Below are 23,653 nucleotides of genomic sequence, written 5' to 3'. Positions count from 1 at the left end.
GGTCAACCCGCGATCACCGATTCGAAGACTTTCTGCGTGCGCGCGGCCAGGCCGGCGACGTCCTCGTCGTTCAGCACGTAGGGCGGCATCAGGTAGACCGTGCGGCCGATCGGGCGCAGCAGCAGTTCGTTCTCCACCGCCGTGGTGAAGAAGCGGCGCGCGAAGCTCGAGGCGCGCGCAGGATCCGGCTCCACCGCATCGAAGGCGAAGATCATGCCGCGCTGACGGAAGTGGCGCACGCGCTCGTGCTCGGCCAGCGGGGCCAGGGCGATGGTCAGCTTGGTGGCCAGCTCGCGGTTGCGGTTCAGGACGTCGTCGTCTTCGAAGATCTCGAGCGTGGCCAGGGCCGCACGGCAGGCCAGCGGGTTGCCGGTGTAGGAGTGCGAGTGCAGGAAGCCGCGCCTGATGTCTTCGCTGTAGAAGGCCTGGTAGATGGCGTCGCTGGTCAGCACCAGCGAGAGCGGCAGGTAGCCGCCGCTGATGCCCTTGGACAGGCACAGGAAGTCCGGCCAGATGGCCGCCTGCTCGCAGGCGAAGAAGGTGCCGGTGCGCCCGCAGCCGACCGCGATCTCGTCGGCGATCAGGTGCACGTGATGCTGGTCGCACAGCTCGCGCAGCAGTTCCAGGTAGAGCGGGTCGTACATCGCCATGCCGGTCGCGCACTGCACCAACGGCTCGACGATGATGGCGGCGATCTTGTCGCCGCGCTCCTCGAACAGGGTGCGCACGTCGGCGATCGCGCGCCGGGCGACGTCCTGGGCGGATTCACCTTCGGTGGCGTTGCGCGCATCCGGCGCCGGCACCACGTGCGAGGCGCGCAGCAGCGGGCCGTAGGCATCCTTGAACAGCGGCACGTCGGTGACGGCCAGCGCCCCGATGGTCTCGCCATGGTAGCTGCCCTGCAGGCAGACGAATTCCTGCTTGTCCGAATAGCCGGCATTGCGCCAGGCGTGGAAGCTCATCTTCATCGCGATCTCGACCGCCGAGGCGCCGTCGGAGGCATAGAAGGCGTGGCCGAGGTTGTGGGCGGTGAGGGCGGCCAGCTTTTCCGACAGCGCGATCACCGGCTCGTGGGTGAAGCCGGCCAGCATCGCGTGTTCCAGCTTGTCGAGCTGGTCCTTCAGCGCCGCGTTGATGCGCGGGTTGGCGTGGCCGAACAGGTTGACCCACCAGGAGCTGATGCCGTCCAGGTAGCGGCGGCCTTCATGGTCGTAGAGCCACGGCCCCTTGCCATGGCTGACCGCGATCAGCGGCACCTCTTCGTGGTGCTGCATCTGGGTGCAGGGGTGCCACACGCTGCGCAGGCTGCGTGCGATCCAGTCGGAAGAGGTTTGCTGCTTCACAATCGATCCAATATCCAATACGTAAAACTCAGTTCAGCCAGGTCGGCTTGCGCTTCTCGAGGAAGGAAGCCACGCCTTCGCGGCCTTCCGTCGACGCGCGGATTTCCGCGATGCGGTTGGCGGTGTCCGCCAGCAGCGCGTCGTCGACCGCTTGGCCCACGACTTCGCGCACCAGGCGTTTCGCTTCGCGCACGGCGTGCGGGCTGTTCGACACCAGGGACTTCACGATGCCTGCCACGGCGGCGTCCAGCGCGTCCGGCGCCACGACCTCGTGGGCGAAGCCGATGCGGCGCGCTTCAAGCGCATCGAAGCGCTCGGCAGTCAGGAAGTAGCGGCGCGAAGCCTGCTCGCCCATGGCCTTGATGACGTAGGGCGAAATGGTAGCCGGAATCAGGCCCAGCTTCACTTCGGACAGGCAGAAGTGCGCCACCTCGCTGGCGACCACGATGTCGCAGGCCGCGACCAGGCCCATGCCGCCGGCGTAGCAGTCGCCCTGCACCTTGGCGACGGTCGGCTTCGGGCACAGGTAGATGGTGCGCAGCATGTCGGCCAGGCGCGCGGCGTCCTGCTGGTTCTCGCTGTGCGAGTAGCCGGCCATCTTCTTCATCCAGTTCAGGTCGGCGCCGGCGCAGAAGGCCGGACCGTTCGCGGCCAGCACGATGGCGCGCACCTGCTCGTTGCGGCCGAGTTCGTCGAAGGCCAGCGCCAGTTCGGCGATGGCGTGCTCGTTGAAGGCGTTGCGCAGGTCCGGGCGGTTCAGGGTGACGGCGGCCACCTTGTCGTCGATGGAGACGGTGAGGGTCTGGTATTCCATGTCAAGCTCCCTTTACATCCGGAATACGCCGAACTTCGTTTCCTCGATCGGCGCATTGAGCGCGGCCGAGAGGCCCAGGCCCAGCACGGTACGGGTGTCGGCCGGGTCGATGACGCCGTCGTCCCACAGGCGCGCCGAGGCGTAGTAGGGGTGGCCCTGGTGCTCGTACTGCTCCTTGATCGGCTGCTTGAAGGCCGCTTCTTCCTCGCTCGACCACTGGCCGCCCTTGCCCTCGATGCCGTCGCGCTTGACCGTGGCCAGCACCGATGCCGCCTGGTCGCCGCCCATCACCGAGATGCGCGCGTTCGGCCACATCCACAGGAAGCGCGGCGAGAAGGCGCGGCCGCACATGCCGTAGTTGCCGGCGCCAAACGAGCCGCCGATGATCACGGTGAACTTCGGCACCGAGGCGGTGGCGACCGCCGTGACCATCTTGGCGCCGTTGCGGGCGATGCCTTCGTTCTCGTACTTGCGGCCGACCATGAAGCCGGTAATATTTTGCAGGAAGACCAGCGGAATCTTGCGCTGGCAGCACAGCTCGATGAAGTGGGCGCCCTTGAGTGCCGACTCCGAGAACAGGATGCCGTTGTTGGCGATGATGCCGACCTTCATGCCGTAGATGTGGGCGAAGCCGCACACCAGCGTGGTGCCATATCTCGCCTTGAACTCGTCGAATTCGCTGCCGTCGACCACGCGCGCGATGACTTCGCGCACGTCGAAGGGCTTGCGGGTATCCACGGGAATGACGCCATACAGCTCTTCCGGCGCGTATTTCGGCTCGACGCTGTCGCGTAGTGCCCCCTGGACCGGCTTGACGCGGTTCAGGTTCGACACGATGGTGCGGGCCAGCGACAGTGCATGCAGGTCATTCTGGGCCAGGTGGTCGGCCACGCCCGACAGGCGGGTGTGGACGTCGCCGCCGCCCAGGTCTTCGGCGGTGACGACTTCGCCGGTCGCGGCTTTTACCAGGGGAGGGCCGCCCAGGAAGATGGTGCCCTGTTCCTTGACGATGATCGATTCGTCGCTCATGGCCGGCACGTAGGCGCCGCCCGCCGTGCAGGAACCCATCACTACCGCGATCTGCGGGATGCCCTTGGCGGACAGGTTGGCCTGGTTATAGAAGATGCGGCCGAAGTGGTCGCGGTCCGGGAACACGTCGTCCTGGTTCGGCAGGTTGGCGCCGCCCGAGTCGACCAGGTAGATGCAGGGCAGGTGGTTCTGCTCGGCGATCTCCTGGGCGCGCAGGTGTTTTTTCACCGTCATCGGGTAGTAGGTGCCGCCCTTGACGGTGGCGTCGTTGCAGACGATCACGACTTCCTGCCCGGCGACGCGGCCGATGCCAGTGATGATGCCGGCGCTTGGTGCCGCGCCCTCGTACATCTCGTAGGCGGCCAGCTGGGAAAACTCGAGGAAGGGTGTGCCCGGATCCAGCAGCATTTGCACGCGGTCGCGCGGCAGCAGTTTTCCACGCGCGACGTGCTTGGTGCTGGCGGCTTCACCGCCGCCTTGCGCCATCTGCGCGACTTTCGCGCGCAAATCGTCGACGATGGCCTGCATGGCTGCGGCGTTGGCCTTGAAGTCCTCGCCGCGCGGGTTCAGTTTGCTCTCGATCTGGGGCATTGCCGTCCTCTGTCTCTGGGAGGTTCGAATAACCTACTGCGCGTTGCACTGGCGGTCTGCGATGCTCGCTGTACTATGCGTACAGCTGCGCTTCTCAACCACCATTGCTGCCGCTCGCTACGGTTCTTCGATCCTCCCGTATTTATTTTGGGAAACTGCCGTCCAGGTAATACCAGCGCTTTACCCCGGTCTCGAGGTCGGGCTCGCGCAGGAAACGGCTCACTTCGTGCAACCGATGCGCGCGTCCCCCGACCTTGAAGCGGGCGACGAATTCCACGGTATCGCTGTCTGGATCGTCCGGCGAATTTACTTTACGTTGACGTAAACGTAAAGCAGATTTTATCTCAAGCCCGAGCCAGCGGATTGCTTCCTCGTCATCGATGATGGGTTCAGTCGGACGCGTTGTCGGATGCCAGGTAGCCAGCAAGTAAGGCTCGTTTTTGAGCGTATACGCTGTGTAGCGCGAACGCATCAGGGTCTCAGCCGTCGGCGGCAGGGCTTCGCCGGCGATGAACGGGCCGCAACAGGCGCTCAGGGACGGCCCGCCGCAGGGGCAGGCGCCAGGGGTGGTCGTTTTGGACATGGCCGTCATTATCCGCCATTTCGGTATGGCGGATAATTCCGCCATTTCGGTATGGCGGATAATTCCGCCATTTCGGTATGGCGGACACCGGCGGCCCGTATGCGTGGCGAGTCAGCCGCGCAGGGTCAGCCCCTCGAGGGAGAAGGGCGGGGCCTCGCCCTTGATGGCGCCGGCCAGCAAACTGGCGCTGCCGCAGGCGAAGGTGAAGCCGAGTGGGCCGTGGCCCACGTTCAGCCACAGGTTGCCGTAGGGCGTGGCGCCGATGATCGGGGCGCTGCTCGGGGTGGCGGGACGCAGGCCGGCCCAGACCGAGAGCTGCGAATAGTCCGCCGCGCGCGGCATGGTTTCCTTCACCTGTCGCGTCAATCCGTCGACACGCTTCGGATTGTGGCTCAGGTCTTCGCCCACCATGTCGACCATGGCCGCCACGCGCAGCTTGTTGCCGATGCGCGCATACAGCACCTTGCGCTCGAAGTCGGTGACGCTGATTTCCGGCGCCACGTCGTCGGCGCGGATGGGCGCCGTCAGGCTGTAGCCCTTGAGCGGGTAAAGCGGCAGCGAGATCCCGACCGTATCCGACAGGCTACGGCTCTGGATGCCGGCCGCCAGCACGTAGCTGTCGGCCTGGAGGATGCCCTGGCGTGTTTCGATGCCGGTGATGCGGCCTTTGCTTGCCACCAGGCGGCGCGCTTCGGCATGAATAAAACCGTCGAAACGCGGATGCTCGCGCAGGCGCGCGGCCAACGCCTGGCAGAAGGCGTGGCAGTCGGCCACCGCTTCGCCGCTGTTGTAGATGCCGCCGGCCAGCAGCGGCTCGGCCGCCGCCAGGGCCGGTTCGCGCGCGGCGCATTCGCTGGCGGACCAGATTTCGCCGGCGCCCGGCTTGCCGGCCGCCTTCTCGAACACCTCGCGCGAGCGGTAGACCACCAGCTTGCCGGCGTCGCGCCAGTCGAAATCCTCGAGCGGGACGGTGACTTCGAGCTGCTTCATGCCCTGGCGCGACAGCTCGCCCAGTTCGAGCAGCTTGGCCGTGGTCTTGCGGTTGACGTCGGCGCGGCAGTGCGCGAGGAAACTGGCCAGCCAGCGGTACTGGCGCAGGTCGGCCTCAGGCCGGAAGTGCAGCGGCCCGGTGTCCTGGAACATCCATTGCAGGGCCTTCAGCGGCACGCCTTCGTCGGCCAGCGGCGACACGTAGCGGTAGCTGAGCTGGCCGCCGTTGCCGTAGCTGGAGCCGCTGCCGACGCTTGGTGCGCGTTCGAGGAGGCGGACGCGGTAGCCGGCCTCGGCCAGCCACCAGGCCGAGGTCAATCCGACCACGCCGCCGCCGATGACGATGATTTGCTGCATCCTGAACTCTTCTTTTTAGCGTGGGTGTGGAGCTTATGCGCCGGCCGGCGCAGCGGCCAATGAAAGTCGCGTCGGGCGCCATAACCGGCTTATATAGGACTGCTTTGGCATCATGTTGCCGCCCGTTGGCCGACGATGGCGTGGCGGTACAGCGCGCTGAGGATGCGTTCCTCGAAACGCGCCCGGGCCGAATAACGCCCTTTCTGCAGTGCCGGATCGGCCGAGCTGCCCCCGCTCAGCATGACCAGGCCGTTGCCGCGGGCCAGGTCGGCCGCGAAGACCGAAATCAGCCCATACGCGTCGCCCGAATGGCCGACCGCGTCGAAACCGCCGCCTTCGACCAGGCCGGTGCCGGGTCGGTCCGGGAAATGGGCGTTGCCCAGGCCCCAGGCCGGGAAGAAGCCATTCAGCGAATCGCCGTTGCCGCCCTTGTCGTCGATGGTCCACTGGCGCGCGAACATGCGCTCGAGCGTGGCGCGCTGGAACAGGCGCGCGTTGCCGTGCACGCCGCCGTTCATCAGCATCCGCATGACCACGCCCATGTCGCGCGCCGAGATGCGCAGGCCGCCGGTCGGGCTGAAGGGCGTGGCGTTGGCGCCGGGGACGTAGCTGGCGATGCCGGCGGGAGGCGCCGGCGGCCTGGCCGCATAATCGTCGACCTGGGCAATCCAGGGGCCGTCCGCGTTCCAGACTTCGGTGTCGACGGTGCGCTTGCGGTACAGCGTCGCCAGGTTCTCGAGCGCCGCCGGCGGCAGGGCCGCCGGGTTGTAGCCCGCCACAATGCCGAGCGGCTGCAGCAGCAGGCGTTGCATCAGCAGGTCGAAGCGCTCGCCCGTCACGCGTTCCATCGCGGTGCCGATCACACCCCAGCCGAGGTTACAGTAGGTGAAGTACTCGCCCGGGCCGGCCTGGGAAGACCACATCTTGCCTTCGCCATGCAGGGGAGCGCCCGGCACCAGCACGTCTTTCAGCGCGGTGCTGAGCGGCCAGGAATAGCCGCCTTCGTCGCGCAGCGAGGAAGTGTGGGTGAGCAGGCTGCGCAGGGTGATGACGCGTTGCGGGAAATGCGGGTTGCGCAGGCTGAAGCCCAGGTAGCCCGACACGTCGGCCTCGAGGTCGATGCGGCCGGCTTCGCCAAGTCGCATCAGGCCCAGCGTGGTCATCATCTTGGAGATCGAGGCGATCCGGTACAGGGTCGCGGGCGTGGCCGGCTTGTCGGGCAGGCTGCCGTTGCCGATATAGCGGCGTCCGAATGCCTGTTCATACACCGGCTGGCCGGCGCGGATGGCCACCACCGACAGGCTGGCCAGCTGCATCGCCGGATCCGTGACGATGGCCGCCAGTTCGCTGTCGAGCGCCTGGCGGGCGGCAGCGGGGAGGGCCGGCGCGGACGCGGGAGAAGCCGGCGCCGCGAGCAGCGGCTCGACCGCGCCCAGCAGGGCCATGCCCAGCAAGCTACGCCTGCGCTCGTTCATCCCGTCTCCTCTCGACCGTTGTTATTTGTGAACCATGTAAACCTTTGGTTGAGCATACGGAGTGACAGGAAGGATTGCCAAATGAATAGCCGTCAGCTTGGCATAACCGTTTTATATTGGTATCAAGTGGTATGCTCATAAGCCAGGCGAATGCATAGACAATGCTTTTTCATGGGTCCTGGTGTGTCGTCAACGAATGTTGCCATTACACTTTGTTCAAGTTCCCGAACATGCTGCCGATGACGACTAGTACCCCTGCCTTCCAGGTCGACCTGACCGACAACTCGCCGCTGTACATGCAGCTGGCGCGCAAGCTCGCGCAAGACGTGCGCGATGGCCGCTACCAGGCCGACCAGGCCCTGCCTTCCGAACGCACGCTGTCCGAGCAGCTCGACGTCTCGCGCGTCACCGCGCGCAAGGCGATCGACCAGCTGGTCGACCAGGGCCTGGTGGTGCGCCGGCGCGGCTCCGGTAATTACATCGCGCCGCGCATCGAGCAGCCCCTGTCGGACCTGTCGAGCTTTTCCGAGCAGCTCCAGCAGCGCGGCTATACGCCCAGCAGCCACTGGCTGCGCCGCGAGGTCGTGCTGGCCAGCGCCGACGAGCAGCTGTCGCTGGGCCTGTCCCCGGGCACGCGGGTGGCGCGCCTGGAGCGCCTGCGCCTGGCCGACGAGGTGGTGATGGCGTATGAAGTCAGCGTGATCCCGGCCACCGTGCTGCCGCGTCCCGAGAACGTCGGCGGCTCGCTGTATGCCCACCTGGCCAAGACCGGGCACATGCCGGTGCGCGCGCTGCAGCACCTGCGCGCGATGAACGCCTCCGCCGAACTGGCGGCGCGCCTGGACGTGCCGGAAGGCCGCGCGGTCCTGTACATCACCCGTGTCGGCTACCTGGAATCGGGCGAGCCCGTGGAGCTGACGCACTCGTATTGCTTGAGCGACCACTACGACTTCGTCGCCGAACTGCGCCGCCCCGGCGTCTGACCCGGGCACTTGCCGGCCACGCGTGCAGCATAACTTTTCGGCATGATGAAAGGCGCAGCTTTCATGAGCCACCTGCGCTAATTGGTATTACACTGGTTCCATCGACTACTTTGCACCAAGAAGGCACGGCATGCTGAAAACCGAAACCCCGGCCCAGGACCACGCTTCCCTCGACCAGTACCCGACCGTGGAACTGGTCAACGTCCTGGTCGACGACCAGCTCAATGCCGTCAATGCCGTGCGCGCCGCCGCGCCGCGCATCGCCGCCGCCGTCACCGCCGCGCTGCCGCGCGTGGAAGCGGGCGGACGCCTGATCTACGTGGGCGCCGGCACCTCGGGCCGCCTCGGCCTGCTCGACAGCGTCGAACTGTACCCGACCTTCTCCTGGCCGCACGAGCGCGCGGTGGCGCTGCTGGCCGGCGGTCAGGACGCGATGTTCGTCGCCGTCGAAGGGGCCGAGGACGACTTCGAACAGGGCGCGGCCGACCTGAACAAGGTCACCGTTACCGCCAACGACGTGGTGCTCCTGATCGCCGCGTCGGGCTTCACCCCCTACGTGCTGGGCGCCTTGCAGGCCGCGCGCGCGGCCGGCGCGCTGACGATCGGTTTCGCCAACAATGCCGAGGCGCCGGTGGCCAAGGACGCCGAGATCGGCATCACCCTCGACACCGGTTCGGAAATCATCTCCGGCTCCACCCGCCTGAAGGCCGGCACCTCGCAGAAGATCGCGCTGAACACCTTCTCGAGCGCCTTGATGGTCCGTTTACACAAGGTATATGGCAACCTGATGGTAGACTTGAAGGCTACCAACGCCAAGCTGGTGCGACGCGCCATCCGCCTGACCGTGTTCGCCACCGGCGCCGAGGAAGCCGCCGCCCAGGCGGTGCTCGAGCAGTGCGGCTACCACGTCAAGACCGCGGTGGTGGCCCTGATCAAACAAACCAGTGTCGAGCAGGCGCAAGCCCTCCTGGAGGCGGCGCACGGCAGCGTGCGCGAAGCCATCGCGTAACTCTCCGGCGCATACTCCTGTGCGCGCCGCTCCTGCCGACCACGAAAGACCTATGCAGACTTCGCTCGACAAACCTTCGTCCGCCGCCAGCCCGTCGCAGTCCAATCCGTGGTCCTGGATTCCGTCCTTGTACTTCTCGCAGGCCATCCCCTATGTGGTGGTGATGAGCCTGTCCGTCATCATGTACAAGGACATGGGCGTGTCGAACTCCGACATCGCCTTCTATACCAGCCTGCTGTACCTGCCCTGGGTGATCAAGCCCCTGTGGTCGCCGATCGTCGACATGTTCGGCACCAAGCGCCGCTGGACCGTGCTGCTGCAGTTGGGCGTGGCCGCTTCGCTGGTGGCGGTGGGCCTGTCGTTGCACTTGCCGAACTTCTTCATCGCCAGCCTCGCCGTGATGTGGCTGATGGCCTTCAGCTCCGCCACCCATGACATCTCGGCCGACGGCTTCTACATGCTCGGCCTGCGCCAGCAGCAGCAGGCGGCTTTTGTGGGCGTGCGTTCCACCTTCTACCGCCTGGCGACCCTGTCGGTGCAGGGCCCGCTGGTGGTGCTGGCCGGCTACCTGGCGACCCGCCTGGGGAGCGTCAACCAGGCCTGGGCCATCGTGTTCTTCGTGCTCGCCGCCTTCTTCTTCGCGGCCTTCCTGTGGCACGGCTTCATCCTGCCCAGGCCGGACAGCGACCGCAAGGTGGCACGCACCAGCAACCCGCTGCGCGACTTCTTCACCACCTTCGCCCTGTTCTTCCGCAAGCGCGACATCTGGCTGATCCTCGGCTTCATCCTGACCTTCCGCCTGGGCGAAGCCCAGCTCCTGAAGCTGGTGGCGCCGTTCCTGAAAGACCCGCTGGCCGCGGGCGGCCTGGGTCTCACCACCGAGCAGTACGGCATCGCCTACGGCACCATCGGCATCGCCTTCCTGACGCTGGGCGGCCTGGCCGGCGGCTACCTGATCTCGCGCCTGGGCCTGAAGCGCTGCCTGTGGGTGATGGTGTTCGCGATCCACCTGCCGGACCTGGTGTTCGTCTACCTGTCGCAGACCCAGCCGACCAGCTTCGCCGTGGTCTGCACCGCGCTGGCGATCGAGCAGTTCGGCTACGGCTTCGGCTTCACCGCGATGATGCTGTACATGATCATGGTGTGTGAGGGCGAGCACAAGACCGCCCACTACGCGATCTGCACCGGCTTCATGGCCCTGGGCATGATGGTGCCGGGCATGTGGAGCGGCGACCTGCAGGAATACCTCGGCTACAAGCATTTCTTCATCTGGGCCTGCCTGTCGACGATCCCCGCCTTCATCATGGCGGCGCTGGTGAAGATCGACCCGGAATTCGGCAAGAAATGATCCACGGGGCCGCCGGCCCCGTATTCACCGACAATAACAAGGAGACAACGCCGCAATGCGCGACGCACCCGTGCGCCTGACCTCGCTCGACGCCTTCCGTGGCTTCACCATCGCCGCCATGGTGCTCGTGAATAATCCGGGCGACTGGGGCAATCTGCATGCGCAGCTGGCCCACGCCAAATGGCATGGCTGGACCTTCACCGACTGCATCTTCCCGTTCTTCCTGTTCATCGGCGGCGTCGCCATGACGCTGTCGCTCGGACGCCTGGCGGCCGCCGGCGCCGACAGGCCGCGCCTGCTGCTCAAGCTGGCGAAGCGCGCCGCGCTGATCTTCCTGATCGGCTTCCTGCTCAACCTGATTCCGCGCTTCGACTTCGAGACCGTGCGCATCCCGGGCGTCCTGCAGCGCATCGCCCTGTGCACGCTGCTGGCCGCGCCGGTCGTGGTCTACCTGGGCTGGCGCGCGCAGCTGGCCGTGATCACCGGCCTGCTGGCGCTGTACACGGTCCTGATGCTGTGGGTGCCGGTGCCGGGTATCGGCGCCGGCGTGCTGGAGCCCGGCCAGGACTTCGGCGCCTGGGTCGACCGCATGGTCCTGGATGGCCACATGTGGGTGCAATCGAAGACCTGGGATCCGGAAGGACTGCTCAGCACCATTCCCGCCCTGTGCAGCCAGCTGTTCGGCGTGCTCGCCGGCCGGGTGCTGGCGGCGAACCTGCCGCGCGTCGAGCAGACCGTGTGGATGCTGTTCGCCGGCCTGGTCCTGCTGGGCCTGGGGTCGAGCCTGGATGCGGTGCTCATGCCGATCAACAAAAGCCTGTGGACGGTATCCTATTGCCTGTGGATGAGCGGATGGGCGCTGCTGGCCTTCGGCATGTTCTACTGGCTGCTGGATGCCAACCCCTACGCAGTGCTGCGCGAACGCGCCGCCGCATGGGCCAAACCCTTCCTCATCTATGGCATGAACGCGCTGTTCATCTTCGCGTTCTCGGGTTTCGTGGCCAAGATGCTCGGTTTTATCAAGCTGGCGCAGCCGGACGGGAGCCAGCTCTCGCTCGGCCGCATGCTGTACGCGCCGATCAAGGCGCTGCCGCTGGGTGCCGCCAACACCTCGGTGTTATATGCCATCCTCTTCAACGCCTGCATGTTCGCGATCGCGTACGGCATGTGGCGCAAGCGGTGGTTCGTCAAAGTCTGAGAAGAGAACAAAGGAGCGGATTTGAAGCCGGATTTGAAGAAACGTGCGTTCACCCTGGCCGGCATGGCCGGCATGACGGGGGCGCTGACCCTGGGCAGCTTCCTGAGCGCCTGCACCACGCAGCCAACCGTCCCCGGTACCGGCAGCGCCGACAATCCGCCCGCGGCCCCGCGCGAATTCCGCGCCGCCTGGGTCTCCACCGTCGCCAACATCGACTGGCCCAGCAAACCAGGCCTGCCGGCCGCCCAGCAGCAGCGCGAGGCGATCGCCATCCTGGACCGCGCCGTCAGCCTCAACCTGAACGCCATCGTGCTGCAGGTGCGCCCATCGGCCGATGCGATCTATCCGTCGGAGATCGAGCCCTGGACCGAATACCTGACCGGCGCCCAGGGCAAGCCGCCGATGCCGTGGTATGACCCGCTCGCGTTCTGGATCAAGGAAGCGCACGCGCGCGGCCTCGAGCTGCATGCCTGGTTCAACCCCTACCGCGCGCGCCACGACAACGCGCGCTCGCCGGCGGCGCCGAACCACATCACCAATACGATCCCCTCCGTGGTCAAGCGCTACGGGAAGTTCATGTGGATGGACCCGGCCGAGGAAGCGGCATCGAAGCAGACCATGGACGTGATCCTCGACGTGGTGCGCCGCTACGACATCGACGGCGTGCACATCGACGACTATTTCTACCCCTACCCGATCGCGGCACCGGAAGTGGCGGGCAACGCCCAGGCACTGGACGGCAATGGCAAGCCGGCAACGAAGGAACTCGACTTCCCCGACGGCCCGGCCTGGGAACGCTACCTTGCGGGCGGCGGCAAGCTGGATCGCCCGTCGTGGCGGCGCGACAACGTCAACCGCCTGATCGAGGGCATGTACAAGGGCATCCACAAGGAAAAGAGCTGGGTGCGCTTCGGCATCAGCCCCTTCGGCATGGGCCGCCCGGACCGCCGCCCGCCGGGCATTTCCGGCTTCTCGCAGTACGACAAGCTGTACGCGGACGCCGAGCTGTGGCTGGAGAAGGGCTGGCTCGATTATTTCGTGCCCCAGCTGTACTGGCCGATCGCCCAGACCGCCCAGTCCTACCCGGTGCTGCTCGACTACTGGATCTCGCAGAACCCGCAGAACCGCCACATGTGGCCGGGCCTGTTCACCAGCCGCATCGGCGCGGCGGCGCCGACCCTGGCCTACGAGCCGAAAGAAGTGCTGGACCAGATCGCGCTGACCCGCCAGCGTCCGCTGGCGACCGGCCACGTCCACTTCAGCATGGCGGCCCTGACCCAGAACCGCAAGGGCATCAGCGACCAGCTGCGCGCCAGCGCCTACCAGGGCCAGGCGCTGGTCCCGGCCACGCCCTGGCTGGCCAGCGAAGCTCCCGGCACGCCCCAGGTGTCCGCCAAGCGCGGCAAGGATGGCGTGCAACTGCGGCTCAAGGCCGGCAGGGCCAACATGCTGTACGCGATCTGGGCGCGCCATGGCGGCGAGTGGCGCTTCTCGGTGGCGCCGGCCGCGCGCGTCGACTGGACCGTGCCGGACGACGCCAAACTGGGCGGCGCCGACCTGGTGTTCGTGAGCGCGGTGAACCGCCTCGGCAGCGAAGGCGCGCGCGTGCAGGCCTGGCGCAAGCCCGCGTAATATGGAACACTCGCAGCCCATGCTCCCTCACGAACTGCAAGACAAGCTGGGCCTCGGCATCGACGCCGGCGGCACCCAGACCCGCTGGGCCCTCGCGGCGCCGGGCGGGCGCATCGTCGCCGAAGGCACGGCCGGGGGCCTGTCGGCCCTGCAGATGGGCAGCCTCGAAGGGCGCGAGACCGTGCAGGCGACCTTCGGCGCCATCGCCCAGGCGGTGCTGTCGCATGGCCGCCCGGTGGCGGTGCGCGCCGGCGTGACCGGTTTCGGCGGCGACGGCGGCCCCCTGCAGCAATGCCTGGGCGAACTGCTCGGCCTCGACCCGAAGGCTGTCGTGCTGAGCAACGACATCGAAATCGCCTACCTCGCCAGCTTCACGCCGGGCGAGGGCTACCTCGTGTATTCGGGCACCGGCTCGATCGGCGCCTTCATCGATGCGGGCGGGGGCTTCCACCGCGCCGGCGGACGCGGGGTGGTGCTGGACGACGGCGGCGGCGGCTTCTGGATCGCCCGCGAGGCGCTGCGCCACATCTGGCGCCTCGAGGACGAGCGTCCCGGCGCCTGGGAATCCTCGCCGATGGCGCACGCCGTGTTCCAGCACGTGGGCGGTTCGGACTGGTCGTTCTCGCGCCAGTTCATCTATGGCCGCGAGCGCGGCGAAGTCGGCAAGCTGGCGATCGCGGTGGCCGCCACCGCCGAGCGCGACCCGGCCGCCGCCGCCATCCTGCGCGAAGCGGGCCGCGAACTGGCCCGGCTGGCGCAGGCGCTGGTGAACCGTTTCGGCCCGCGCCCGGTGGCGCTGGCCGGCCGCGCCGCCGAGCTGCATCCGGCGATCGTCGAAACCATGCGTGCGGCCCTGCCGCCCGATACCATTCTGAGCCAGACCGGCATGCGCGCCCACTATGCGGCCGCGCGGCTGGCGGCAGGCCCGGCGCAGCGCGCCACTTGAAACCCAGCACACAGGATCCCAGCCCGATGAAACACCTGAACCTTCTTGCCATCCCGATCATTCTTTCCGTGCTGGCAGGCTGCACCACCACCCCGCTCGAGCCGATCGGCCCGAAGATCGACACGACCTACACGGCCAAGGGACAGTCGAGCCGCGCGCGCTTCCTGGTGCTGCACTATACGGTGTCCGACAACCCGACCTCGATCAAGATCCTGACCGAGCAGCAGGTGAGCTCCCACTACCTGGTCACGAACCATGCCCAGCCGATCATCTACCGCCTGGTCGACGAGAACCGCGCCGCCTACCATGCCGGCAACTCGAGCTGGAAGAACTACACGCAGCTGAACAACAGCTCGATCGGCATCGAGATCGTCAATCCCGGCTGGACCGCCACGCCCGACGGCGGCCGCCAGTTCTATCCCTTCCCGCAGTCGCAGATGGATGCGCTGATTCCGCTGCTGAAGGACATCGTCCAGCGCCACGGCATCGCGCCCGAGAACGTGCTGGGCCACAGCGACATCGCGCCGCAGCGCAAGCAGGACCCGGGTCCGCTGTTCCCGTGGGCGCGCCTGGCCCGGGAGGGCCTGGTGCTGTGGCCGGACGCGAACCGCGTCGCCCTGGTGCGCCCGATCTTCGAGGCGACCCTGCCGGACGTGTTCTGGTTCCAGCGCAAGCTGGCTACCCACGGCTTCGCGATCCAGCAGACCGGGATGCTCGACCAGCAGACCCGCACCGTGCTGCAGGCGTTCCAGATGAAATACCGCCCGGCGGACTTCGCCGGCAACCCGGACGCGGAGACCGCGGCCCTGCTCGAGGTGCTGACCACGCCAGCCAATGCGCCGCTGCCGGTGATCCTGCCGCCGCCGGTGACCACCTCGCCGGTGCCGATGCTGCCGCCGGCCGCGCCGCCGGCCCCGGTGGTGCCTGAAACCGCGCCCGCCCCGGCCGCGCCAGTGCCGGTGCCGGTGTCGGCCACTCCGCCGGTCCCGGCGCCAGCACCAATGCCAGCGCCCACGCCAGTGCCGGCACCGGCACCGGCTGCTCCGGCCGCACCGGTCAACCCGGCTGTGGTGAACACGCCGTGACGGTCGCCGCAGCCGGGTTTTCCCTGTATCCTTCGCAAAATCCGCGTCATGTGCGCGGACTCTCTACAGAAGGATGAAGCGATGCGCCTGCGCCATATCGAAGTTTTCCACGCCATCATGCAGGTCGGCACCATCAGCGGTGCCGCCCAGGTTCTCCACATCTCGCAGCCGGCGGTGACGAAAGTCCTGCAGCATGCGGAGCTGCAGCTGGGCATGCCGCTGTTCGAGCGGGTGCGCGGCAAGCTGTATCCGAAGCCCGAAGCGCACCGCCTGTTCGCCGAAACCGAGAAGCTGAACCGCGACCTGCAGGGCATCCGCCGCCTGGCCGCCAGCCTGAAGAGCCGTGCGGTGGAGACCGTGCGCCTGGTCTCGACGCCGACCATCGCGATCGGCGTGCTGCCGCAGGCAATGACGGTGTGGCGCCGCGACTTCCCGCAGGCGCGCTGCGAACTGTCCACCCACCACACCAGCGAGATCGTGAACGCGCTGCGCCTGGGCGAAGCCGACCTGGCCCTGTCGCTGCAGGACCCGCGCCACCCGGGCATCGTGGCCGAGCCGATCGCCCACGGCTATCTGACCGTGATGGCGCCGCGCGGCACCTGGAGCGAAGAAGAACTGTCCAGGCCTTTCGGTGTCGAAGGACTGAGCGGTGAATTGATCGGCCTGAACGACGGCGACCCGCTGGGCGAGATCGTGGTCGCGGCCTGCGAGGCCCAAGGCGTGCAGCCGGTCTACCACACCGTGGTGCAGACCTACCAGATCGCCCGCTCGCTGGTGGAAGCCGGGGCCGGCCTGGCCGTGCTCGACCCCTTCACCGCCGCTTCGGCCGACCCGGCCAGGGTGCAGTGCCGCCAATGGGCGCCGGCGATGCCGGTGCACCTGTATCTCCTGAGCGCCAGCCATTCCCCCTTGTCGCACGGGGCGCGGGAGCTGGCCAACTGTATCGGCGCGACCGCGCGCGCCTGTCTCGAAAAAGGTTGTGCATGACCCTGCTAGTCGCCAGCGAGGATATCGCCGGCAGCCCTGAATTCCGCCATCTCACCAGCATCGCGGGGATCGCGATCGACCTGCGCTACGCCACGCCCAACAACTTCGTCGGACGCGACCTGTATTCGCCCTTCGATTGCGCCTGGCTGCACCGCGACGCCGCTGAGGCGCTGGAGAAGGTCGTGGCCTGGCTGAAGCAGCGCCGTCCCGGGTACACCGCCCTCGTGCTCGACGCCCTGCGCCCGCAGCGCGTGCAGCAGCAGCTGTGGGACGCGCTGGAAGGCACCGGCCTGCAGATGTACCTGGCCAACCCGGCGCGCGGCTCGATCCACTCGTATGGCATGGCGCTCGACATCACCCTGCTCGACGAGCAGGGGCGCGAGCTCGACATGGGCACCGGCTTCGACGACATGACCAACCTGTCGCACCCGGCGCTGGAAGAAGGTTTCCTCATCACCGGTGAGCTCAGCGACGAGCAGGTGGCCAACCGCCGCCTGCTGCGCGAGGGCATGCTGGCGGCGGGCTTCTTCGGCATCAATACCGAATGGTGGCATTTCGACTGCGGCGACCGCGAACTGGTGCGCGCCACCTACCGCCGCGTGCTCTGATATGCGCGGCTTTCGTCCCTCACGCTGGCTGCGCGGTGCGATTGCCGCAGCTTGCATCCTCCTGGCTCCGCAACTGCAGGCCCAGTCGGTCGCCTTTACCTTCGACGACGGCCCGATCCTGGCCCCTACCCCACACCTAGGACCGCAGGCCCGTAACATGGCGATGTTGGCGGCGCTGGAGCGGCACCAGGTCAAGGCCGCGCTGTTCGTCACTGTCGGGCACGGCGCCGACCGCCCGGAGGGCCTGGCGCTGGCGCGTGCCTGGGGCCAGGCCGGCCACGCACTGGCCAACCACACGATGACCCACCCGGACCTGGACAGCGACAAGGTCGGCCTGGCCCAGTACCAGCAGGAAGTGCTCGACTGCGACCGCGTCATCGCCGCGCTGCCGGGCTACCAGAAGTGGTACCGCTTCACCTACCTGCGCGAGGGAAACACCAAGGACAAGCGCGACGGCATGCGCAAGTTCCTGCGCCAGCAGGGCTACCGTAACGGCTACGTCACGCTCGATACCAGCGACTGGCGGCTGAACGACAAGCTGGCCGAGGTGCTGGCGAAGAACCCGCGGGCAAACGTCGAGCCGATCCGGCTGGCCTACCTCGCTCACATCCGCCAGCGCGCGCTGGCCTACCGCGAGCTGGCGCAGCGCCTGCAGGGCCGTGACATCCCGCAGGTCCTGCTGCTGCACCATAACCTGATCAATGCGATGTGGCTGGACGACGTGATCCGCCAGTTCAAGGACATGGGCTGGACCATCACCACGCCGGCCCAGGCCTATGCCGATCCCGTCTACCGCTTCATGCCGGAACGCTCCGGCGGCAGCCTGTTGCTGGCCATGGGACGCAGCCTGGGACTGACGCCGGTGGAACTGGGATTGCGCCTGATGGACGACGGCGACTTCGAGATCGAGGCCCTGGCGCAGCAGGGTCTTTGAAGGGCGGCGCGGGCTGGCGCGCCAGGCCGTTGCGCTGGCTCATAGGTAGCGGGCTGGACAGTACTAAAGTTAGTCCAGACGATGCCGAAAGGAGCGCCCCGATGCCTGCCTTCGATCACGTACGCCGCCTGTGCGGCGCGCTTGCCGCAAGCTGCTGCTTGCTGTCTTCACCGCTGCATGCGCAGTCGGTGGCCCTGAGCTTCGACGACGGTCCATCGCTGGCCGCCACCCCGCTGCTGTCGCCCCAGGCCCGCAACGACGCGATGCTGGCGGCGCTGGCCAAGCACGGCGTCCAGGCGGCGCTGTTCGTCACCGCCGGCTTCGGCACCCACCGGCCCGAAGGGATGGCGATGGCAATGGCATGGGGGCTGGCCGGCCATGTCATCGCCAACCATACGGTGACCCATCCGGACCTGGACGACCCCGCGGTCACGCTGGCGCAGTACCAGCAGGAAGTGCTCGACTGCGACCGCGTCATCGCGGCGCTGCCCGGCTACAAGAAATGGTTCCGCTTTCCCTACCTGCGCGAAGGCGGGACGCCTGAAAAACGCGAGGGCATGCGCGCCTTCCTGGACGAGCAGGGCTACCGCAATGCGCGCGTGACCCTCGACACCGCCGACTGGCGCCTGAACGGCGAACTGCTCGAGGCGCTCGCCAAGGACCCGCGCACCGACCTCGAACCTTTCCGCCAGGCCTACCTGGCGCAGGTCCGCGAGCGTGCCCAGACCTACCGCGAACTGGCCTGGCGCCTCCAGGGCCGCGACATACCCCATGTGGCCCTGCTGCACCATAACCTGATCAATGCGTTGTGGCTGGACGACGTGATCACCCTGTTCGAAGACATGGGCTGGACCATCACGAGCCCGGCGCATGCGCTTGGCGGCAGGGTCTACCAGCTGGCGCCGAAGCCGCCGGCCCCGGCCCAGCGGATGCTCTAGGGCAGGACCGGTGCCTGCACCGGTGCAGGTGCCGACGGCATTCCCGAACGCGCCACCCAGTCCACCAGCGCATCGAGCACCGCGCGCCCGCGGCCGTTGCCGGCCTGCTCGCTGTTGACGATGGCGACGAACACGTTCTGCACCCCGTCCGCATCGGGCACATAGCCCGCCAGCGCCACCACGTTGCGCAGCGTCCCGGTCTTCAGGCGTGCGCGTCCTGCCGCCGGGGTGCCCTGCAGGCGCCGGCGCAGGGTGCCGTCGATGCCGGCGATCGGCATGCTGGACTGGAACTCGGGCGCCCAGTTGCTGCGCAGGCCCGCCTGCAGCAGGTAGGCCATCTGCTGGGGCGTGACGCGCTCGAGGCGCGACAGGCCCGAACCGTTCTCCATCACCAGGCCGGTGTCGTCGATGCGCTGGCCGCGCATCCATTCGCGCACGGCGGCATCGGCGCGCGCGCTGGTCGGCTCGCCGGTGGCGGGAAGGGCGAAGCTGCCCGCCGCCGGATCCGGCTGCAGGCTGCCCAGGCTCAGGAACAGGGTGCGCGCCAGCGCGTTGTCGGAAGGCTTGTTGGTGTCGCGCACCAGTTCCGGCAGCATGCGCGAGGTATGCTCGGCCAGCAGGGTCGAGCCCGGCGGCGCCGTGCCCTCGACCGCCTTGCCGCTGAATTTTCCGCCCAGTTCCTTCCACTTCTGGCGGAACAGGCGCTCGATGTAGTCGTTGCGGTCCAGCACGTTGATGCTGTAGCTGCGCGCGCAGTCCTTCGGGAAGGTCCCGTGCAGGATCACCTTGATGCGGCCGTCCTTCTGGCGCACGGCTTCCGGCAGCTTCCAGCCGTCTTCCCATGTCGAGCAGTCGGCGTCGATGAGCGTCATAGCGGAGCCGATGCTCACGCGGTCCAGTTGCGGCTGCATCTCCAGCTTCAGGCGCTTGTTGGTCGAGCGCATGTCGATCTGGATCATGTTCTTGTTGACCAGGAGCGCATCGGGGATCAGGTTGTAATAGGCCTCGGGCGACTCGTCGAAAGGCGGCAGGCCGACGTCCGCGCGCGCCGGCTGCCACAGGCTGCGGTCCAGCACCAGGTCGCCCTCAATGCGGCGGATACCCTGGTAGTGCAGGGCGCGCAGCATGTTTTCCAGGTCTGCGCCGGACAGGTCGGCGTCGGCGCCGCCCTTCAGGATCAAGTTCCCGCGCAGGGCGTCTTTCTGGATCTCGCCCGTGGTGCGCAGCTCGGTGCGGCCGCGGAAGGCGGGGCCGAGGCGCTCCAGGCTGACCATGGTGGTCACCAGCTTCATGGTCGATGCCGGCTGCATCGGCCGGTCGGCCTGGTGCGACAGCACCACGTTATCGCCCTTGAGCACCAGCACGCCCAGGGAATCTTCCGGCAGGCCCTGCTGCGCCAGCATCTGGGCGACCGGCGCCGGCAGCTGGGCATGGGCACTGCCTAGAACGGCGGCGAGGAAGGTGGCGAGGGCAAAACGGCGCAGCATGGTGACTCCTTGATTAACCGAAGAACAGGTAGGCGACGAAGACGGCGCCGATGACGCCGGCCAGGTCGGCCAGCAGGCCGTAGCCGATCGCATAGCGGGTCTTGCGGATGCCGACCGAACCGAAATACAGCGCGATGATATAGAAAGTGGTGTCGGCGGCGCCTTGCAGGATGCTGGCCAGGCGGCCCACGAAGGAGTCGACGCCGTAGGTGGTCATGGCGTCGATCATCATGGCGCGTGAGCCGCTGCCCGAGAGCGGTTTCATCAGCGCGGTCGGCAGCGCGCCGACGAAGTCGGTCGGCAGGCCGAGCGCGGTGCAGATCCAGGCGAAGCCGCTCACGATCAGGCCCAGGATGCCCGAGTTACGCACCACGCTGATCGCCACCAGCATGCCGACCAGGTAGGGGATGATCCGCAGCGAAGTCTCGATGCCGCCCTTGGCGCCCTCGATGAAGGCTTCGAATACGTTCACCCGCTTGGCCAGCGCGCCGACCATGAAAGCGGCGATGATCGAGAACAGGATCAGGTTGGCGGCAACCACCGAGACCAGCTGGATCTGCGCTTTGTCGAGGAAGACCGTGAAGTACCAGACCAGCAGGCCGATGAGCGCGGTCAGGCCGCCGATCCAGCCGAACACGGCCGGGTGCAGCAGGTTGATGCGCTGGCGCAGGCTGACGGCGATGATGCCGGTCATGGTCGAGCAGTAGGTCGCGATCAGGGTCGGGATGAAGATGTCGGCCGGATTCGCGGCACCCAGGATGGCGCGCTGGGCCATGATCGCCAGCGGGATGATGGTCAGGCCCGAGGTCTGGATCACCAGGAACATGATCTGCGCGTCGCTGGCCTCGTCCTTGCTCGGGTTCAGCGTCTGCAGGCTTTCCATGGCCTTCAGGCCGAAGGGGGTGGCGGCATTGTCCAGGCCGAGCATGTTGGCCGAGAAGTTCATCACCATGTGGCCGTTGGCCGGGTGGTCCTTCGGCACGCCCGGGAAGATGCGCGAGAAGAAGGGCGCGATGACGCGCGCGAACAGGTTGATGGCGCCGGCTTTTTCGCCGACGTTCATGATGCCCAGCCAGAGCGTCATCACGCCGGCCAGCGGCAGGGCGATGTCCATCACCGCCATCTTGGCCGACGAGAAGGTGCCGTCGATGATGCGCTTGAAGATTTCGGTATCGCCCAGGAACAGCCATTGCGCGAGTGCCGCGATGAAGCCGACGAGGAAGAAGCCAGTCCAGATGTAATTGAGTGCCATGTGAGTGCCGCTGCTGAGATCGTACGATTGTGCAGCGGAGAGTATAGGCCGGGAACAAGCTGCACAGATGAAAGAATGCATCCGCGCCATGTGAAAAAGTTATGCCTATTGCTCCTGCAAAGCGGGCGCGCATATGATAGGCAGGCCTTCCACGCACCTCCCTTCCCCATGAGATTCCGCCTGACCGCCGCCGCCCTCCTGTTCTCCCTGCTGTGCGCCGGTAGCGCGGGCGCGCAGGAAAAAGTCCTGCGCATGTTCCTGTCCACCAGCGAAACCGGCCTGGACCCGGCCGTGGCCTCGGACAATGCCACCCTCTCGCTGCTGGAAAACCTGTTCGACCCCCTGCTGCGCTACGACTACCTGGCGCGCCCGGCGAAGCTGCGCCCGAACACGGCGGCCGCCATGCCCGAGGTGAGCGCCGACGGCCTGACCTATACCTTCCGCATCCGCCCCGGTGTCTACTTCACCCCGGACCCGGCTTTCAAAGGGGCGAAGCGCGAGATGAGCGCGCAGGACTACGTCTACAGCATCGGGCGCCTGCTCGATCCGGCCACCAGGTCGCCCTGGGCCGCCACCTTCCAGGGCGTGGCCGAGCTGCGCGCGCTCGACCGCCATACCTTGCGCATCCGCCTCAAGGCCCCGGACAACAACTTCCTGTACTACCTGGCGATGCCGGCATCAAGCGCGGTGGCGCGCGAAGTGATCGACGCCTATCCCGGCCAGGCCGGCAACCACCCGGTCGGCACCGGCCCCTTCATGGTGGGCGAATGGAAGCGCAGCGACCGGATCGTCCTGCTGGCCAATCCCGATTCGAGCGCAGTGTTCCAGGCCACCCCGGGCGAAGAAGGGAAGTACAGCGCCGAGGACAAGGCGATCGCGGCGGCATTGGAAGGCAAGCGCCTGCCGCGCGTCGACCGGGTCGAAGTGCGCATCGCCGAGGAATTCCAGGGCCGCATGCTGGGCTTCCTGAACGCCGAGTACGACTACCTGGAACAGATTCCCGAATCGATGACCGACATGGTGGTGCGCGACGGCCAGTTGAAGCCGGAGCTGGCGGCGCGCGGCATCGTGCTGTCGCGCTTTCCGGTGCTGCAGACCTACTACATGTGGATGAACATGAACGACCCGGTGGTCGGCGGCTACGGCAAGGACAAGGTGGCGCTGCGCCGTGCGATCGCGATGTCCTACAACAATGCCGAGGACATCGCCCTGCTGAAGAAGGGCTTCGCGATCAAGGCCGAGTCGCCGCTGCCGCCCAACGTGCTGGGCTACGACCCGCACTACCGCAGCCCGGTGCCCTATGACCCGGCCCTGGCCAACGCGCTGCTGGACCGCTACGGCTACACCCGGCGCGACCCGGACGGGTTTCGGCGCACGCCTGATAACAAGCCGCTGACCCTGATCATGCACAGCGAGGCCACGGTCGGCGGCCGCCTGCGCGACGAGCTGTGGCGCAAGTGCCTGAATGCGATCGGCCTGCGCGTGAGCTTCAAGTCCGACAAGAAAACCGAGATCATCAAGGCCTCGCGCCTGGGCACGGTCCAGATGTTCGAGAGCAACTGGATCGCCGACTTCCCCGACGGCGACAACTTCTACCAGCTCCTGTACGGCCCGAATGCCGGCCGCGCCAATTATTCGCGCTTCAACCTGCCGGCCTACAACGAGCGCTACGAACAGGCGCGCCTGTTGGGCGACAGCCCCGCGCGCCAGAAGCTGTATTTCGAGATGAACCAGCTGATCCACGCCTATAACCCGTGGGTGCCGCTGACCCAGGTCTTGTCGGGCGATCTGCGCCATCCGTGGTTGAAAAACTACAAACGCCATCCTGTCGAACTCACGGCCTGGCGTTATCTGGATGTCGATGTTGCGCAAAGGGCACGCTCTGGCAGAGGAGGGCGCTAGATTTGGTGAGTTTTTCCTAAATAAAACATTCCCCTTAGTTATACTGGCCGCCGGATATTTCATTGGATAGCTGTAAATAAGAAGGCTTACCCTGAAATCGAAAAATAACGTAATGCCAAGACATTGCGACAATGAAACCGGCCGGACATCCAGGTCGCCAAG

Annotated in this window: 20 protein-coding genes; 12 read left to right on the top strand and 8 right to left on the bottom strand. The window is 66.9% G+C overall.

Annotated features, from left to right (window positions below):
• Window positions 1–2: 2 nt before the first annotated feature.
• The 6 genes from bioA to MasN3_RS00865 all read right to left on the bottom strand — a co-directional run bounded on the left by bioA (window position 3) and on the right by MasN3_RS00865 (window position 7,182).
• Window positions 3–1,343: an adenosylmethionine--8-amino-7-oxononanoate transaminase gene (gene bioA, locus MasN3_RS00890; RefSeq protein WP_281911482.1), complete on the bottom strand. Its 1,341-nt coding sequence runs from the start codon at window positions 1,341–1,343 to the stop codon at window positions 3–5.
• 28 nt (window positions 1,344–1,371) lie between these two features.
• Complete coding sequence (locus MasN3_RS00885; RefSeq protein WP_281911481.1) at window positions 1,372–2,157, bottom strand: enoyl-CoA hydratase/isomerase family protein; 786 nt, start codon at window positions 2,155–2,157, stop codon at window positions 1,372–1,374.
• Between the two features lie 12 nt (window positions 2,158–2,169).
• On the bottom strand, window positions 2,170–3,777 hold the full coding sequence (locus MasN3_RS00880) for a carboxyl transferase domain-containing protein (RefSeq protein WP_281911478.1): 1,608 nt from the start codon (window positions 3,775–3,777) through the stop codon (window positions 2,170–2,172).
• 142 nt (window positions 3,778–3,919) lie between these two features.
• On the bottom strand, window positions 3,920–4,360 hold the full coding sequence (locus MasN3_RS00875) for a YchJ family protein (protein ID WP_281911475.1): 441 nt from the start codon (window positions 4,358–4,360) through the stop codon (window positions 3,920–3,922).
• A gap of 111 nt (window positions 4,361–4,471) precedes the next feature.
• Entirely contained in the window at window positions 4,472–5,707 is a 1,236-nt protein-coding gene (locus MasN3_RS00870) for a D-amino acid dehydrogenase (RefSeq protein ID WP_281911472.1), read from the bottom strand.
• A 110-nt stretch (window positions 5,708–5,817) separates the two neighbouring features.
• On the bottom strand, window positions 5,818–7,182 hold the full coding sequence (locus MasN3_RS00865; RefSeq protein WP_281911471.1) for a serine hydrolase domain-containing protein: 1,365 nt from the start codon (window positions 7,180–7,182) through the stop codon (window positions 5,818–5,820).
• A gap of 239 nt (window positions 7,183–7,421) precedes the next feature.
• Between MasN3_RS00865 and MasN3_RS00860 the strand changes: the two genes are divergently transcribed.
• The 11 genes from MasN3_RS00860 to MasN3_RS00810 all read left to right on the top strand — a co-directional run bounded on the left by MasN3_RS00860 (window position 7,422) and on the right by MasN3_RS00810 (window position 18,850).
• A complete protein-coding gene (locus tag MasN3_RS00860; RefSeq protein ID WP_281911469.1) occupies window positions 7,422–8,165 on the top strand; it encodes a GntR family transcriptional regulator in 744 nt (247 codons plus the stop codon).
• A 130-nt stretch (window positions 8,166–8,295) separates the two neighbouring features.
• Window positions 8,296–9,174 carry an N-acetylmuramic acid 6-phosphate etherase gene (gene murQ / locus MasN3_RS00855; protein WP_281911467.1) on the top strand — a complete coding sequence of 293 codons (879 nt, stop codon included), beginning with the start codon at window positions 8,296–8,298 and terminating at the stop codon, window positions 9,172–9,174.
• Between the two features lie 52 nt (window positions 9,175–9,226).
• A complete protein-coding gene (locus MasN3_RS00850) occupies window positions 9,227–10,522 on the top strand; it encodes an MFS transporter (RefSeq protein WP_281911465.1) in 1,296 nt (431 codons plus the stop codon).
• A 55-nt stretch (window positions 10,523–10,577) separates the two neighbouring features.
• Window positions 10,578–11,720, top strand: coding sequence for an acyltransferase family protein (locus MasN3_RS00845; RefSeq protein WP_281911464.1), 1,143 nt, complete (start codon window positions 10,578–10,580; stop codon window positions 11,718–11,720).
• Window positions 11,721–11,741: 21 nt separating this feature from the next.
• The gene (locus MasN3_RS00840) at window positions 11,742–13,352 is read left to right on the top strand and encodes a glycoside hydrolase family 10 protein (RefSeq protein ID WP_370662324.1); all 1,611 of its coding nucleotides are present in this window, start codon (window positions 11,742–11,744) and stop codon (window positions 13,350–13,352) included.
• 19 nt (window positions 13,353–13,371) lie between these two features.
• Window positions 13,372–14,298, top strand: a complete 927-nt coding sequence (locus tag MasN3_RS00835) for an N-acetylglucosamine kinase (RefSeq protein ID WP_281911461.1) — start codon at window positions 13,372–13,374, stop codon at window positions 14,296–14,298.
• Between the two features lie 26 nt (window positions 14,299–14,324).
• A complete protein-coding gene (locus MasN3_RS00830; RefSeq protein WP_281911459.1) occupies window positions 14,325–15,383 on the top strand; it encodes an N-acetylmuramoyl-L-alanine amidase in 1,059 nt (352 codons plus the stop codon).
• A gap of 81 nt (window positions 15,384–15,464) precedes the next feature.
• Window positions 15,465–16,370, top strand: a complete 906-nt coding sequence (locus MasN3_RS00825; protein WP_281911457.1) for a LysR family transcriptional regulator — start codon at window positions 15,465–15,467, stop codon at window positions 16,368–16,370.
• Window positions 16,367–16,978 carry a M15 family metallopeptidase gene (locus MasN3_RS00820; RefSeq protein ID WP_281911456.1) on the top strand — a complete coding sequence of 204 codons (612 nt, stop codon included), beginning with the start codon at window positions 16,367–16,369 and terminating at the stop codon, window positions 16,976–16,978. Before MasN3_RS00825 ends, MasN3_RS00820 begins: the two co-directional genes overlap by 4 nt.
• A 1-nt stretch (window position 16,979) precedes the next feature.
• A complete protein-coding gene (locus MasN3_RS00815; protein ID WP_281911455.1) occupies window positions 16,980–17,912 on the top strand; it encodes a polysaccharide deacetylase family protein in 933 nt (310 codons plus the stop codon).
• Window positions 17,913–18,013: 101 nt separating this feature from the next.
• Window positions 18,014–18,850, top strand: a complete 837-nt coding sequence (locus MasN3_RS00810; RefSeq protein ID WP_281911453.1) for a polysaccharide deacetylase family protein — start codon at window positions 18,014–18,016, stop codon at window positions 18,848–18,850.
• Here MasN3_RS00810 and dacB read toward each other — a convergent pair.
• Window positions 18,847–20,337 (bottom strand): D-alanyl-D-alanine carboxypeptidase/D-alanyl-D-alanine endopeptidase, encoded by a 1,491-nt coding sequence (gene dacB / locus MasN3_RS00805; RefSeq protein WP_281911452.1) that lies wholly within the window; start codon window positions 20,335–20,337, stop codon window positions 18,847–18,849. The two genes, MasN3_RS00810 and dacB, sit on opposite strands and share 4 nt — an antisense overlap.
• A 13-nt stretch (window positions 20,338–20,350) precedes the next feature.
• Window positions 20,351–21,589 (bottom strand): nucleoside recognition domain-containing protein, encoded by a 1,239-nt coding sequence (locus tag MasN3_RS00800; protein WP_281911450.1) that lies wholly within the window; start codon window positions 21,587–21,589, stop codon window positions 20,351–20,353.
• Between the two features lie 168 nt (window positions 21,590–21,757).
• Between MasN3_RS00800 and MasN3_RS00795 the strand changes: the two genes are divergently transcribed.
• Window positions 21,758–23,491, top strand: coding sequence for an ABC transporter substrate-binding protein (locus MasN3_RS00795; RefSeq protein WP_281911448.1), 1,734 nt, complete (start codon window positions 21,758–21,760; stop codon window positions 23,489–23,491).
• Window positions 23,492–23,653 lie beyond the last annotated feature (162 nt).

It is taken from the genome of Massilia varians (genome assembly GCF_027923905.1).
Lineage (GTDB): Bacteria > Pseudomonadota > Gammaproteobacteria > Burkholderiales > Burkholderiaceae_D > Telluria > Telluria varians_B.
This window is presented reverse-complemented; position numbering and strand designations above follow the sequence as displayed.